Raw genomic sequence first — 15,267 nt, 5'->3', positions numbered from 1 at the left:
CGTCAATCATCAAAAGGGCCGCAGAGCTACGCCTACAGTCCGATTACCGGTCTGGCGCGCCAAGTCGGCAATGTAGAGGCGAGGAACTTCAGCTCGTTCACTTCAGCCGGAGTGAGTTTCTGGCTGACGGACCGCAACGTTTGTCTTGCCGCTTTGGGACCAACCCGGGCAAGCGCGCGCACGCTCGACGGCTTGCGAGGGATAGCTGCCAACCGGGCGCATGCTTGAGCTCCACCATCTGCTTGCCGATGTAAAGCTTACGAGAAGGACCGGACGTTAGATATAATCTAACATCCCAACGGAGCAATCGCGGTTGCTGCCACAGAGCAGATAACAGCAGACCTCCGCAACGTTCCCGAGGTCCTCACTTGACGAGTAACGCACATTTGCTCTGTATGAAGTCCAACATCAGCGGAACAGGCAGCCGCAATAGTGTGGCCGGCAAGCCAGAGGAATGAAGTTCAGAACTGTCGAAGAGCTCAAGCTAAATGATCTCGAAGTATCTCCGACGTTCAAAGTCGGTGACCCGATGTTGAACGGCTTCCCACTCCCAACGGCGCGAGCAAGAAAACGCTTCAACGAACCTTTCTCCGAAGACATCACTTGCCGCCGCAGACTCTGCAAACCGAGAAGTTGCCTCTGATAGGCTTTGAGGCAGTCTCGCGGACGGCCGACACATTTCCGCGCTTGCATCACCGATGATCGAATCCGGCAGTGCCGGACCTGTCTCGACACCCAATATTCCCGAACCAATCGCACTTGCGAGCGCGAGATATGGGTTCAGGTCTGCGCCAGGCAGCCTATACTCCAGGCGATGGGCAGATGGCTCTCCCGGAATGGCGCGAATTGCGCAGGAGCGGTTGTCAACTCCCCAGCTTGGACAGATTGGTGCCCAGCAGCCAGGTACCAATCTCTTGTAGCTGTTGAAGTTCGGCGCAGCGAGCACACAGAACTCATTCATGTATTCTAGTTGTCCGGCGATGAATTGCCTCATAAGCTTCGAGACGTTGCCGAACGCATCACTGTCGTAAAACGCATTCTGACCATCCGAGGACATCGAGATGTGAATATGCCCGGACTGGCCGGGCCATTCCTCGGAAACCTTGGCCATAAATGTAGCCATCATGCCTCGCGTTTGCGCCCAGGCCTTTATCATCGACTTGAATATGGTTGCTCGATCGGCAGCTTCCAGCGCATCACAATGACGAAGTGACGCTTCGACCACGCCGGGTCCCGTTTCAAAGTGCAGTCCGCTGAGAGGTATTCTAGCCTTCTCACAAAGCGCCAAGATCTCATCAAACAGCTCATGTTGCGCGACAGAGCGCGCAATCGAGTAGCCGAACGGGCCGCGAGTTAAAGGAGCCCACTCGCCGAACGGCTTTTCTTCAATCGTGTCTGCGTTCTCCTTAAACAGCATGAATTCAAACTCGAACCCGGCAGTGCAGTCGTATCCGTGTTCAGCAGCCCTTCGCAGGACCTTACGCAGAATACCGCGCGGGCAGATGTCCTCATGTGCGCCCGTGAACTCCGCGAGGTAGAGATATTGATCGCCAAGATGAGACACCGAACGGCCGGTGCCTGACAGAATACGAAGGTCAGCATCTCCGAACGCTGATAGCGGCTTTTGCGTGAAACTGGCCGGAATGACCCGGTCCGTACAATCCCACGCCAGCACCGCTTCAGAGAACTTGATAACTTTATCTCCATCCGAGAGATCTTCACCCAAGACGTGTTTGCCTCGCAGAACGCCATCGAAGTCGCTTGCGCCGACCATCGCCACGCGGGATGGATTCCCTCCGGTCAACCTGGGATCAGTTGGCATTAGTCGCGGTCCTGCATCACTAAATCGAACACCTGGTCCATCCGCATTGCTCGCAACTTGCGATAGTCACTCTCAAGCTGAGTCAAGTCGCTATTCACGAGATAAACGATGCCTGGTGTTGACGCCAAGTCGATCGTGGGAACTAGCTCTTGACCAATCGGAACGAATGCAATGGCATCCGCGAAACTTGGGAGCTTGCGGATTGCTTCGAGTCCCGGGTAACCGGCAACGACACCGCCCATATCTGAGATCAGCGAGACGCAAAGTGCGTGAGCCTGCCGCTTGTAGGGCCCGCGCAGCCTCATATATTCACCAAAGCCGTTGGGATCTGCGTAGCGCCAGGCCGTCAGGGTCATATGGTTGTGCCCCAACGCCATTGTTCGTGCTTTTGCCGACATGGTCCCTTGAAGCCTCGCTCCGAAGTCCACCAGGACCGGTCCCCGATGATCGACGATGATCTCAGCATGAGCCGGTCCGTCGACGATCTGTAGTGCCTGCAACGCACGCTCCAGGTAGTCTGACAGTTCCTGAACGATTGGTTCGCTGCCCTCCAACAATCTCTCAAGTGAGCAGACCGATGATGCCCCCTCAATTGGAACCGTGTCATATGTCCAGGCCTCCGTAACGAAGGCTTCCCCGTCCATCGATACGGCATTGACCGTGTATTGCTGGCCATTTATTTTTTCTTGCCCAAGGGCAAAACGATTCAATGCTCCGACACGGTTCGTCTTCCCGACAATTGCGCTAAGAGCCCGCTGAATATCAGCATCTGTCGAGCAAAAGAATACATCCTCGGTACCCGTACTGTTCAGAGGCTTGATCACGATCTGATCGAACTTCGCTTCGCGCTTCCAGCTCGCGATCTCTACAGGACTGTCGGACACGATTTGTCTGATCGATCGCACGCCTGCGGAGGTGAGCGCGCAAGACAATCGCGCTTTGTCACGCCGAGCAGCGGATAGCGCGGTCCCATTTGATGGTAAGCCCAGCCGCTCCGACAAAGAATCGGCGAGTTCAACTCCGGTCTCGCAGCCCGCGATAACGAACTCCAATTCCCGGCCATGGAGAGCCTGAAGATGATATTCAACGATGTCGTCGTACCCCATGCGCTCCCTGGGGCGAATGACTTCACCATACAGATCCGCATTGAAATGCGATTGGAATATGGGCGGAATCTGTGCAGCCGACATCACATGCACCGTTCCAATTCCATAGCGCTTGAACTCTTCCGGTAGGTATCGGCCGGTAGAGTAGGCGTCTACGATTACACAATTCCGTTCTTTCATGCGGATCTCCGATACTGCAAGTAGATGTTGCCGACAGCAACAGCCGTAATGAGAACATTTCCAACGAACGTGTGTGACGAAGGCACGATGCGAGAATCGAAGTACTGGAACAGGAAGGTGATGATAGGGGCGGTGGACAGGACCATGTTGACGGTGAAGGGCTCTACGTGCCGAATGCCCTGCTGGATCAAGAGCAAAGGAATAAGGATCGTCGACAGCCCAATTGCGACGATCGCAAACCAATGCTGCGAGATCTCAGGCAAGATAGATGAATGATCGACTAGTCCCAGCAGCAAGAGAATCGTTCCATAAAATCGATGCGCCAGGACTTGTCGGCCGGAAAACCCACGATCGAAGAGCAGTTTGACAAGTATATTTGTAAGGGCCAGCGATAGGCCGGCCACGATGGCCAAGACGATGCCAAAGGACGATCGAGCCCCCCACTCCACGCCTGCGTTGCCGCTGGCCGAGATCCAAATCATGTAAGTTCCGATCGTTGCGATCGTGACGCTCACGACAATATCGGCTGCTGGAGGGGCACCCTGGCGCCTGATCAGTGCATTCAACCACGCTGTTGCGGTGGGCCCCAGCGCCACCATGAAGGCGACGACGATCGCGGGTTCTGCGTATTTCAATCCGATAAATAAGCCGATCCAGCTGATTGCTGTCACGACATTGAGCGCGACAAAGACTAGGAGCGACCATTTCGTCACCGTTGCCCCGCCTCCCCCGTGGCGAGCCAGGAGATTGAACATCAGACAAACCACAGCGAAGGACAGCAGGAGCGCGACGAACACATCCGCTTGCTGAAAATACGACGCCGCATAAACCTCGCCTGCCGCGCTCAGGACGACGTAAAGCGCCACAAAGAAAACTCCCAGAGCGAAGCGATTCGCCAATCGTCCAGTCTTCCTGTGCCCGCGAGGCGACGCACGGCCCTCGCAGGACCCGACGCGTGCGTTGGCTCCGAGGAAATGTCCTTTCGACGTGCACGGACCACGTTTGGTTCGAAATGTCACAATCCGCCTCTAGTTCTTTTTCGTTCGGTAGTATCCAACACACGCCTCTCCAAATGCCTTGAACAGTTGCTTGCTGAGGAGATCGGTTGAGACGTGCCATTCGGGGTGCCATTGCACACCGATTTGCAGGGTCGGGGCGCCAATCACCGAAGCCGCCTCGACTAAGCCGTCAGCCGCCCACGCCTCCCGCCTCAGCGCCGGCGCAAGCGCCTCGATGCCTTGATTGTGCAGCGAGTTGACTTGCGCTTCGATCGCCCGCGCGATAGGAAAGAGCGCGCCATCGGAACATATGCTGACGCTGTGCGCGGCGTCGTACTGACGGTCTCTTGAACGATCTGGCTTCTCGGCATGCATCGCGCCACTTTCCGGCCTCCACTCCGCAAGCGATGAGCGAAGCGTGCCGCCGAAATAGACGTTGAGTTCCTGAAGCCCACGGCAGATGCCCAGAATTGGCATTCCGAGCGCGATGGCGCTCTCTATAGTTACGGCAGAGAGCCTGTCCCGCGGACGGTCAAGGATCCCAACCTCAACGTCTTGCCGGTCGTCCTCCGCCAAGGACGCAGGCGCTCTCAGGACGGCGGGGTCGATGTTCGATTCATCACCTGTCAACACCAAGCCGTCGAGCCGGCGCATGATCGCCGTGGCGACCTCCTCCCTCGCATCTTCGGCGTCCACCGTCGGCAATATGACGCAAGCCACTCCCGCATGACGATGAAGTGCCTGCAAGTACTTGCGCCGCAACCAGTCGCGATGCACACCATCGACCAGAAGACGGTTCGAAGTGACGCCGACCACGGCTCGGGTGCTCTCCGGCCCTAGCAACGTCACGCAACCTGCCCTCGCGCGCGAATCTCGGCAACGGACTGCTCATACAAGCGTCGATTTCGCTCCTTCAACTGAGCTATGACACTAGGTTGACCCTGAGGCCCCTTGACAAAGAGCCCGCCCCAGGTCGCTGCAACCTTCGCATAGTTCGGATCCTGCATTCGGATTTTTTGAGCTTTGCGCAGCAACCAAAACGGGATACCCGGCGAAAGGTGATGCTCAAGGTGGTACTCATCCAAATTCTGCCCGAGGATGGCCCGCTCGAGGAAATTTCCTTTCCGATTCCGGGTGAGATAGACGTTCTGCGTCTCGGTTTCGCACATAGGTGAGTGCTCAGCGAGCTCGATGAACCATCCGAGGACCTGAAACGTGGTGAGATAGGGCACGATCCAGAACAGGACGACGATATGGAGCGGCCCAACAGCATATGACCCGGCCAGGATGCTGATCCAGAAGAGATAGAAGCCATACTTGTCGACAAGTATGGCTGAGCGGCTCTGATCCTCGACATCTGTGACCGAAAATCGATTCGTCCAAAGGTACTTCAGATATGCCACTGTCGCGCCGCCGAAGATCGGCTTCCAGATCATGTTGAAAGCGTACCGCTCCGGAGGCTGCACCTCGTAAACGCCGCTGGCCAGGAAGAACTTCAGGTCGGGGTCCTTGTCCGGGTCTCCAAGATAGGGGTGATGCAAATAGACGTGCGAAATCCGGTAGGCCCAGTGGCGCTGGAACAAGGGATAGGAAGCGAACAGAATGCCCAGGACGTAGTTCCAGGTCGTGTTCTTCGCGAGCGTGCGGTGAGCCGCATCATGAGCGATGGTTGTCAATCCGCGCTGATAGGCACCAATTAGAAGGACGGCCAGCGGGTAGAGCCACCATGAGACCCACACAGTCGCGAGCGTGCACGCAGTGATGATAGCGTAATCTTTGGCAATATACGCGGCTCCCGTTATGTTGTCGGGCCTCAGCTCAGAGAGCTGCCTATTGATCTCTCGGCTGAATTGAACGGCCTCATAACGTGATGACCTCAATTTCCAAGCGTCTGCCTGATTCATGAGAACCTCCTCCTGATCGCCTTGCAGGTTGTCAGATTGCGGAAAGCGCCTTGTCCAGATCGCGCAGGATGTCGTTGACATCTTCGATGCCGACGCAAAGCCGGATCGAGCCGCCAAATATGCCGGCGGCTTCGCGCTTTTCCCGCGGGACGGTGGTGTGGGTCGTCGAGACAGGATGGGTCACCAGCGTGCGGGCATCGCCTACATTCGAAACGTGATACATCAAGTCGACGTTCTGGATGAACTTGCGCCCGGCTTGCTCGTCCTCCACTTCGAACATGACCATCGCCCCGTGGCCGTATGCAGCACTCAGTGTCTGTTCGACGATTTCCCGATCGGCGCCTTCAAAGAGCCCCGGGTAGAAGACACGGCGTACTTTTGGATGCTTCTTGAGAAGGTCGGCCACGATCCTGGCATTCGCGCAGTGCTGCTTCATGCGAAGTGGCAGCGTTTCAAGCCCTTGTATCAGTTGAAAGCTCGCAAACGGAGCGATGGCCGCGCCGGTATCGCGCAACCATGTCATGCGAGCCTTGAGAAGAAACTCGCTCTTTCCTAGATCGTCGACATCGCGCACCGCGTTATGCCAAACAATTCCGCCATGCGCATCGTCGGGACGGTTGAACAAGGGAAAGCGAGAGGCTCCCCGGTAGCTAAACTCGCCGTTGTCAACGATCAGTCCACCGAGCGTCGTGCCGTGGCCGCATATATATTTCGTTGCGGAGTACGTCGTAATGGCAGCGCCGAGATCCGACGGCCGGCATACCAGTGGCGTCGTCGTATTGTCTACGACCAAAGGCACGCCGTACTTTCGGCCGATCTCGGCCAGCTGTTTGACGGGGAGCGGAATCAGACAAGGATTCGAAATCACCTCTCCGAACAGGCATATCGTGCGATCATCAATGGCACGTTCAAACGTCTCTGGCCTTCGAGGATCGGCCGTCCTCACGCTGATCCCAAGACGCTTTAAGGTGTTGTGAAGCAGGTTCCAGGTATTGCCATATAGATACGGAGAGGCGACGACATTGTCTCCCACTTCGCCACTTGACAGGTTGACGATAGCAAGGAACGTCGCTGCTTGACCTGACGCAACGGCGAGCGCGTCCTTTCCCATATCGACGGCGGCGTAGCGCCTTTCCAGCGCGCGCGTCGTTGGATTGATAATCCTTGTGTAGGTGAACCCATCGGCCTTGACATTGTAGACGTCGGCAATGTGGTTTAGATCGCCATCGAGTTCATAAGCCGTATTCTGGTAAATCGGCACTGCGACGGCTTTCGTTGCTACGTCCCGCCGATAGCCCGCATGCAGAACAGCAGTCTCGGCCGAAAACGGCAGTTGCCGGTCCCCAGCCGCTCGCGCCGGCATCGTTACGCGAGCCCCGCACGACTCTTGGACCGACATCGGCGCCGCTGACCGAGCCTGACCGGACCGGAAATATGTACGAAAAGCGCAGCCTAACTGCTCGATCCAGCTGGATTGGATTTCCCCAATACAACCGACGCGGAAGCTGCGCGTCGCAACATGCAGCTTCGAGTAGATGTAAAGGTTGTGGGCCGCCAAGTGGCGATACAGCCCATCGAATCCTGCTTGGTCCACGATTCCGGATGGCGCACTGAACGCGACGCAGACCGGCGACTGCAACTCCGTGGACAGCAGCGGAGACACCACACCTTCGAGTTCTTTGACGAGATCGCCCCTGACCTTCTCATACCTGCAGCGCCTGGCATCAATGCCCTCCTCGTGTAGAATCTCCAGGGCCCTGGTCGTTGCCTGAACGATGTGTGTGGGAGGGGTCGATCGCCATTCACCCGTGCACTCGAGCGAGAGCCATTGATCTCTCACGTCGAGCACAAACGACCTCGGTTCTTGAACCGCATTCTCCAGCAGCTCGCGAGACGCGATGACAAACGCTACTCCCGGCGGCCCCTCTATGCACTTGTTGCTCGAGGTGACCAGGACGTCAGGTCCACTCTGGCGCAGATCAATATTAAGGGCGCCGAAAGAACTCATCCCATCGATAATGGTCTTTACGCCACGTCGCCTCGCCTCCTCCACGATCGCGTCCAGCGGATTGACGATTCCGGTTGTCGTCTCACAATGCACGAAACACAGGTGCGTAACGCCAGGATTTCGGCTCAGATGCTCGCCAATTTCTTGCGGATCCAAAGGATCGGTCGCTCGCTTGACAAGCCTCAGTGCTTCGACGCCCCACAGCCGCAAAATCTGCAAAATGCGCTCGCCATAGATGCCGTTTATGCAAACGAGCGGCCTGTCCGCTCGGGACACAAATGAAGAGAGAGCGGCTTCCATTGCAAAAGAGCCGCCTCCCTGAATAGGCACCACCGAATAGTCTTCAGCGTCTCCCAGCAAGCTGAGCATCAGCCGCCTCATGCAGGCGGTCACTTCCTTGAACTCGCAATCGCGCGACGCGAGATCAAGCAGCATCCGGCTTTTGACTGCCAGCGATAACGACAATGGACCAGGCGTCAGCAAAGAGCGCTGTCTTGTCAAACCATTCCTCCTCAAGTTGTATTGGTCAATGGATCTGGAGTATGCCCGCCCACCAGGGAGACCCTGTGGCGAGCGTCGACTTCTTCGGTCAAACGCCATAGATCGCGGCCGCGTTTCGGATCGGCCTCCGAAAAGCCTGCCGCATGACAAACCTCCATATCTCATCACAGATGCACGGCGATCTTTGCAAAGCTCTCCTCACCGATAACCATTCAAACCTCCAAGAATTTGGCTCCGCGCCCACGCCCTCGAAACGCAATTGGCGCCGACGCGCGCTCTTATCCAGCCGTCACGCATGCGCAGATTTGAGCGCGGCTGCCTTCTTGCGTCACGAAGCGGCAGGTTGGCCGACCGACTTACGTGTGAACCTGCGCCATTCAGGCAAACTTGACGTTAGAAAACGATGCAGTCGGATCATCGCGCCCGGATGAAGATCAAGGCATGGCACACTTGATCATCGTCGTTCGCAGCGGGAGTCTGATGCATGGGCTCAAGACTTGGTGCATTCGCACTCCGTCGCTCGTTGGAGGGTTTGTGACGCCGGTGGCCGTCGTCGTCCATTTCGAGATCGTACAACTTGACGTTAGGGGCGTTTCAACCCTCTCGCGGGATTTTCTCGCGTGAATTTTTCCTGACGTACTCCCATCTGGCGGCGACAAGCCGACGTAGGCAGCAGAGTGCGGGGATTCACAGCGAGCTACAGTGAGAGTTCGACATCAGGACCGTCGGCATTCCGCCTGCAAGCGCGGTACCTGCAGGTAAGTGATGGCCCAATCTTCCGTTCAGGTACGATCCTGTCATACCCCCAGATGGAGGTACCGAGCTTCTCCCCGTGCAGGCGAGATCCTCCTGGATGCTGGTGCCTGGAAAATGTACGCGCTCCTCGCACATGACTGCCGGTATCACGTCGTTGCGCTTCAATGGAGCGGCCTTCGTCGAGTCCGGCTTGAAGACAATTTGGGGCCTTGGATCGCTGGCCGTTTAGCAGATCAGTTCGAAACCTTTCGGCGAGTCGCCGTGAAGCAGAACATGTCGTCCTGCTTAGGACTACGTCGAGCCGACTCCAGGTGATGGCACGTGTCCCTCTCTGCGGGCAGTCGCTAGGCTGGCAGCATCGAGGCGATCTGGTTGGACGGATCGCACCTCCGAGCCGTCCTGCTCGCGTTGGCTCCTCTGCAGCGCCTGCTCGTTGATGGCGAGCTTGCGTTCGCGGTGTACCGCGCGGTCGAACAGGTTGACGGTGGACCAGAGCGGATCATCAAGACATCGTCCTTGTCGCTTGTCATGGATGAACTTCCTTGCCTTTTCGGCCGCGCCCATCGCCGGCCTCATGGCAGGATGGCTAAGGATCGCGGCTGCTTTGTCTTGCGATGCGAAGGCGCGGCGCGTACGCGGGCCGCATCGGTCGACGAGCGGCGGGCCAAAAGGAAGCAAGCTTCCCGAAAGCTGGCAGGTCGCGACAGGAGAGAGTCGGGGTCGACGGCTAAGTTCGGATTCAATATACTCAAGCAAGCGCCCGCTCGCTGGATGCGGCCAGGCTCAGAAAACCGGGGCCCCACCCTCATACTGCCGCGCGAAAGATCGAAGCCGGCCGAGACGCTGCCTGGCTTGGCCAAATGGGAGCGCGGCGTCGCTGGCCGCACGCATAGGAAGAAACGCTAAGCGAAACTCAACCGACTGGGAGTCGGAATTCCTCTCTGGCCTTTGTCATCGTCGTAGATTCTCATCTGGAGCATGGAAGGCACTTCTTGATCTCCTCCGCTCCCGCCCCATGCTCAATCTCTGCTCGCGTACTCGGTCTCGAATTGCCCGTCACTTCGAGCACGTAACCGGAAGCGGGCACTCGAGGAGTAGATGCGACAATTTTGTTCCTTTGGAGCGAAAAGTCCGATCGCGGGCCAGCCCGAGCCGAATCGTCTTTGGCCGGGCCCGCAGGATGTTCGATGGTGCGATGCGAGGGACATCTAACCATTAAGAATTGAGCGCGCCATCAAGACATCCACCACCGCTTCCGCTGAATGCTCTAGGGTCTGCTCCATGGTCCTCAGATGAATCTCCGGTGTTGTTGGTGCTTCGTAGCACGAATCGATCCCGGTGAAGTTCTTGATCTGGCCGGATTTCACTTTTGAATATAGGCCTTTTGGATCTCGCCGAGCGCATTCCTCGATCGGCGTATCGACGAAGACTTCTATGAACTCATCCTTGCCAACCAGGCCGCGCACCCTGTCCCGTTCGGCCCTAGAGGGCGAGATGAAGGAGCAGATCACGATCAAGCCGCTGTCCGCCATCAACTTGGCAACTTCACCGACGCGCCGAATGTTCTCCACGCGGTCCGTCTCCGAGAAGCCGAGGTCCGCGTTTAAACCGTGCCGGAGGTTGTCGCCATCCAGCAGCATAGTATGCCGCGACATGCCACACAGCTTTTGATCAACCAGGTTGGCAATCGTCGTCTTTCCCGCGCCAGACAGGCCAGTGAACCAGATGACGCAAGGCTTCTGATTCTTGAGCGCGGCGCGCTCCCTCCTGTCCACGGATAGCGCTTGCCTAACTATATTGGTGTCCCGCCGTACCGGAAAGGCGATCATGCCGGCCCCGACCGTACGATTCGTGTAACGATCGATGAAGATAAATGATCCGGTCTTTCGATTGAGCTCGTAAGGATCGAATACTGCGGGCATTGCGGTCGCAACATCGCAGAAGCCGATCTCGTTTAGGGAAAGCATCCCGGCGGCCAGATGCTCACAAGTGTTGACGTCGATCCGATGTCTAATTGCGGTAATGCTGCCGATAATCGTCTGCGATCCAATCCGCAGGACGTAATTGCGTCCGGGAGCGAGCGGCTCGTTGTCCATCCAGATCACATAAGCGGCGAACTGGTCGGCGACCTTCGGTCGGTCGTCCGGCCGCGACAGAATGTCGCCACGGCCGATATCGATTTCTTCTTCCAGTGTAATGGTAACCGCATCGCCGGCTTCGGCGCCGACAAGGTCGCCATCGTGGGTCACGATCCGCTTGATGCGCGTGGTCCGTCCCGACGCGGCGACAACGATCTCGTCTCCTGCCGAGATCCTCCCGGAAGCCACCGTCCCGGCATAGCCCCGAAAATCCGGGTTTGGGCGGTTCACCCATTGGACCGGAAAGCGGAAAGCCTGGCCTGCGGTGCCGGACGGGATATCAATGCTCTCCAAATACTCGAGCAGGCAGGGACCATCGTACCAGTTGGCATGAGCGGAGCGACCCACAACGTTGTCGCCGTAGCGGGCCGAGATCGGGACCGGAACGATCGAGGTGAAGCCGAGATCGGCGGCAAAGGCCAGATAGTCACGGGCGATCCGATCGAAGCACTCTTTGTTGTATGCGACAAGATCGATCTTGTTCACTGCCAGGACGACATGACGAATACCGAGCAGCGAACAGATAAAGGAGTGGCGGCGGGTCTGAACCATCACGCCTTTGCGGGCATCGATCAGGATGATGGCGAGCTGGGCATGGGAGGCGCCGGTAGCCATATTGCGGGTATACTGCTCGTGGCCGGGAGCGTCGGCCACCATAAAGGAGCGCCGCGGCGTCGTGAAGAAGCGGTAGGCGACGTCGATCGTGATGCCCTGCTCCCGTTCGGCCTCGAGCCCGTCCACGAGTAACGCGAAATCGATGTCATTTCCGGCGCTACCGTGCTTGATGCTGTCGCGTTTCAGCACCGTGAGCTGATCGTGGTAGATCATCTTGCTGTCGTGCAGTAACCGGCCGATCAGCGTCGATTTGCCGTCGTCCACCGAGCCACACGTGATGAATCGCAGCTGATCCTTTGTCCTGGCCGGGACCGCTTCCGTTGCCGGCTTTACAAACATCAAAAGTAACCTTCCCTCTTCTTCTTCTCCATTGAAGCGGCTTCATCGACATCAATTAGGCGTCCCTGGCGCTCCGACACAGTCGCAGTCCGCATTTCTGCGACGATGTCTTCAATCGCCATCGCGTTGGATTCAATAGCCCCGCTCAAAGGATAACATCCAAGCGTGCGAAAGCGGATCATCCGCATTTCCGGCGTCTCGCCGCGGTTAAGCGGCAATCGCTTGTCGTCGATCATGATCGTCGCACCATTTCGACGTACTGTGGGCCTTAGTTTGGCGAAGTAGAGCGGAACGACCGGAATCTTCTCGAGCATGATGTATTCCCAGACATCGAGCTCGGTCCAGTTTGACATCGCAAACACGCGCATGGTTTCACCCTGGCGTATCCGTGTGTTGAACAGGCTCCAAAGCTCCGGCCGCTGGTTACGGGGGTCCCATCCGTGTCCGGCCGAACGGAAGGAGAGTATCCGTTCTTTTGCGCGACTCTTTTCCTCATCGCGCCGGGCGCCGCCAAACGCGGCATCAAATCCGTGGAGGTCGAGGGCCTGCTTCAGCGCGTCTGTCTTCATCACCTGGGTATGAAGCGCGGAGCCGGATTCGATCGGATTGATCCCGCGCGCGATGCCCTCCTTGTTGATATGGACAATCAAGTCGAGGCCGAGCCGCTTGGCTGTCGCGTCTCGAAAGCTGATCATCTCACGGAATTTCCAGGTCGTGTCGACGTGAAGCAGGGGGAAAGGCAATTTTGCCGGATAGAACGCCTTGATCGCAATGTGCAGCATCACGCTTGAGTCTTTTCCGATCGAGTAAAGCATGACCGGCCGTTTGAACCCGGCGACCACATCACGCATGATTTCAATCGATTCAGCTTCGAGTCGGCGCAGATGTTTCGGCAGCATATATCTTCTTTTCGATGCAGGATCTCTGTTCTTCGCCGTTCAGCTCCGGCCCAGAGTGGAGAATATGCGCGGAGGAAACGGCCGGCCAAGCGGCCGGCTCGTCCATGAGGTCGAGCTCCATTGGACAGCAGACTTGCAGACGCGGCAGCATCTCGTATTCTTTCGCTGGTGCGGCGGCGCCGGCCTCACACCTGATCGGGAGATCAGCTCGTGCGGGTTAAGGATCTTGGCTAAATCAACCAACGTGTTTTGATCGCAAGCATTCAGATCGCCCTAGGAGTTATTGAGGATCCGCTCAAGCCGCTCGACTTCGCCTCGCAACATCTCGATAGCCGCGTCGCGGTTCTCCGAAACGTTCCAAGCAGTATGGACCGGCTCTCCAGCGTGAGAGGGACCGGATAATGCTCCGGCCTTGGTACTTCGCAAATCCCACCAGGTTCGGAATATGCGACGATAGAGTTCGGTTACCTCACTTCCCCTATCCAGCACTCCGGCTTTCTGTGCACGCACCAGTTCCTGCTCATATCCGAGTTCTAGCAAAAGCTCAGCGCCGACCAAATCAGTCACGGTTTGCATCTCTTCGACGCTCAATTGAGATTGCCATGATTTGACAGAGCTTTCGTCGACGGCCTTTCGTTCCAGGATATTTCGATCCCCAAAGCTGCTGGATCGAAGATAATCTGCTTGTCTCATCCCAGCCGATGCGACGGCCGCTGGGTCACAGCCGAGCCCCTTCAACAGACGCCGGATTTCCTCGTCCGGATGCGCCACGAGCAGTTCGTATTGCACGAACTGTGTCTGCGGGCGAGAGCGGTGCGCGGCGAGCTTGGGAAGGCCCAGAACCAAATCGGCGAGTGAAGTTATGATGACGTCGGGCAGACGGAGCATCAGATCGGTGAGACTGGATACGCTAACCGAATGCGGGCTTTCTGTCCGCAGTGGGACGCCCCACGTCAATTTCAGTGAAGCGGCGATGGCATAGGGATTGCGCATCAGAAGGATGTGTGGCGCTTCTGGATAGACAGATTCAAGAAACTCAAGCACGGTCCAATACCGCGGTGTCTTGTCTATGATGATGCGCTTGCCCGCGTCCACCAGATACTGATCATATGCTGCATCGGCATAAGCGCGGCTGGCGATCGTGCGATCTATCCGCCCCAGAAACTCCGAGGTCGCGGTCTTGATCAGTGAGCTGCCCGCCGGATGGCGCTGGTCCACCTTGCCAAATGCTTCAAGCGCCAGCATCAACCAGGGTTCAGGCGGAGCCACAATGTCTGGATGGTGCTGGAGCAAATGCGCCAGGAGTGTCGTCCCGGATCGTGGAAGACCAAGAAGAAAGCACACCGCAGGCGAACGGCCGAAACGTCCGCTCATCGTTCAGACCCTCGTGCCTGAAAAGCAAACTCTGCCGGCGCTCGCTCGATTGAGCGAAACAAGCCAGCCGGGGGATCACATGGACAGCCGCTCCCGTGCAAAGTATCAAAACAAGACTTTTGTGTAGCACTCATGAGTTTAGTCCGTTCGGTTCGATTGATCGGCGGGATCACCAAAAGATAACTGCAATCGCCCCCTCGATTGCTCGACAGTTAAAACGACGTCAAGCGGCAGCTCAATCAAACGAACATCGATTGCGGATATGGGAAGGTTGGAAAGAACTATACGGACGTTTGCCGAAGACCGCCGCCGCTACAGGAAGGCTATTACGTGTAGTCATAAGTCGCCGTTGCTGGGGCATTGAATCCGTAAATGCGACATGCACCTCGCTGAATATTCGGCATACCGGCGAGCGCGGCAAAGAAGCAGCCACATCGCGGACATCTCACTTGGCGACGCGCAGCTATCTTGTCAGCGTGCATCGATCCTAACGCAACTTTGCCGTGCATACTGCCGTTGGTCCAAGACACTGAGCCATAGCTCCGGCCAGCCTGTTGTTCGCAAGCCCATCCGTCCGAACTATACCAAGTGTTTGATTTACCTGCTCTTGCGGCACTGCCGCCCCCT

At 57.2% G+C, this 15,267-nt stretch carries 10 protein-coding genes; all 10 read right to left on the bottom strand.

Translation table 11 applies throughout. The features are described from left to right. Window positions 1-484: 484 nt before the first annotated feature. The 10 genes from WN72_RS10535 to noeE all read right to left on the bottom strand — a co-directional run bounded on the left by WN72_RS10535 (window position 485) and on the right by noeE (window position 14,640). A complete protein-coding gene (locus WN72_RS10535) occupies window positions 485-1,774 on the bottom strand; it encodes a glutamine synthetase (RefSeq protein WP_244553955.1) in 1,290 nt (429 codons plus the stop codon). A 47-nt stretch (window positions 1,775-1,821) separates the two neighbouring features. Continuing rightward, window positions 1,822-3,108 (bottom strand): ATP-grasp domain-containing protein, encoded by a 1,287-nt coding sequence (locus WN72_RS10530; protein ID WP_092219410.1) that lies wholly within the window; start codon window positions 3,106-3,108, stop codon window positions 1,822-1,824. Beyond that, a complete protein-coding gene (locus tag WN72_RS10525) occupies window positions 3,105-4,007 on the bottom strand; it encodes a DMT family transporter (protein WP_167381113.1) in 903 nt (300 codons plus the stop codon). The genes WN72_RS10530 and WN72_RS10525 overlap by 4 nt, the downstream gene beginning before the upstream one ends. A 129-nt stretch (window positions 4,008-4,136) precedes the next feature. Then, window positions 4,137-4,922: a gamma-glutamyl-gamma-aminobutyrate hydrolase family protein gene (locus WN72_RS10520; protein ID WP_244553950.1), complete on the bottom strand. Its 786-nt coding sequence runs from the start codon at window positions 4,920-4,922 to the stop codon at window positions 4,137-4,139. Window positions 4,923-4,951: 29 nt separating this feature from the next. Next, entirely contained in the window at window positions 4,952-6,010 is a 1,059-nt protein-coding gene (rtxC, locus tag WN72_RS10515) for a dhydrorhizobitoxine desaturase (protein ID WP_092219404.1), read from the bottom strand. A 31-nt stretch (window positions 6,011-6,041) separates the two neighbouring features. Further along, the gene (locus WN72_RS47610; RefSeq protein ID WP_167381112.1) at window positions 6,042-8,519 is read right to left on the bottom strand and encodes a 2-aminoethylphosphonate--pyruvate transaminase; all 2,478 of its coding nucleotides are present in this window, start codon (window positions 8,517-8,519) and stop codon (window positions 6,042-6,044) included. Window positions 8,520-9,566: 1,047 nt separating this feature from the next. Further along, on the bottom strand, window positions 9,567-9,839 hold the full coding sequence (locus WN72_RS10505) for a hypothetical protein (RefSeq protein ID WP_143130801.1): 273 nt from the start codon (window positions 9,837-9,839) through the stop codon (window positions 9,567-9,569). Between the two features lie 644 nt (window positions 9,840-10,483). Then, the gene (gene cysN, locus WN72_RS10500; RefSeq protein ID WP_092219398.1) at window positions 10,484-12,367 is read right to left on the bottom strand and encodes a sulfate adenylyltransferase subunit CysN; all 1,884 of its coding nucleotides are present in this window, start codon (window positions 12,365-12,367) and stop codon (window positions 10,484-10,486) included. Continuing rightward, window positions 12,367-13,266 (bottom strand): sulfate adenylyltransferase subunit CysD, encoded by a 900-nt coding sequence (gene cysD, locus WN72_RS10495; protein WP_092219396.1) that lies wholly within the window; start codon window positions 13,264-13,266, stop codon window positions 12,367-12,369. Before cysD ends, cysN begins: the two co-directional genes overlap by 1 nt. A gap of 273 nt (window positions 13,267-13,539) precedes the next feature. Further along, window positions 13,540-14,640 carry a nodulation protein NoeE gene (noeE, locus tag WN72_RS10490; RefSeq protein WP_092219394.1) on the bottom strand — a complete coding sequence of 367 codons (1,101 nt, stop codon included), beginning with the start codon at window positions 14,638-14,640 and terminating at the stop codon, window positions 13,540-13,542. Window positions 14,641-15,267 lie beyond the last annotated feature (627 nt).

Origin of the sequence: Bradyrhizobium arachidis (assembly GCF_015291705.1) — a bacterium.
GTDB classification, from domain to species: Bacteria; Pseudomonadota; Alphaproteobacteria; order Rhizobiales; family Xanthobacteraceae; genus Bradyrhizobium; species Bradyrhizobium arachidis.
This window is presented reverse-complemented; position numbering and strand designations above follow the sequence as displayed.

What these genes read in the sequence shown, in the direction of transcription:
- cysN (WP_092219398.1), bottom strand. Translation starts at nt 12,367, where the DNA reads ATGTTTGTAAAGCCGGCAACGGAAGCGGTCCCGGCCAGGACAAAGGAT.
- WN72_RS10535 (WP_244553955.1), bottom strand. Translation starts at nt 1,774, where the DNA reads ATGGTCGGCGCAAGCGACTTCGATGGCGTTCTGCGAGGCAAACACGTC.
- WN72_RS10505 (WP_143130801.1), bottom strand. Translation starts at nt 9,839, where the DNA reads ATGGGCGCGGCCGAAAAGGCAAGGAAGTTCATCCATGACAAGCGACAA.
- cysD (WP_092219396.1), bottom strand. Translation starts at nt 13,266, where the DNA reads ATGCTGCCGAAACATCTGCGCCGACTCGAAGCTGAATCGATTGAAATC.
- rtxC (WP_092219404.1), bottom strand. Translation starts at nt 6,010, where the DNA reads ATGAATCAGGCAGACGCTTGGAAATTGAGGTCATCACGTTATGAGGCC.
- noeE (WP_092219394.1), bottom strand. Translation starts at nt 14,640, where the DNA reads ATGAGCGGACGTTTCGGCCGTTCGCCTGCGGTGTGCTTTCTTCTTGGT.
- WN72_RS10530 (WP_092219410.1), bottom strand. Translation starts at nt 3,108, where the DNA reads ATGAAAGAACGGAATTGTGTAATCGTAGACGCCTACTCTACCGGCCGA.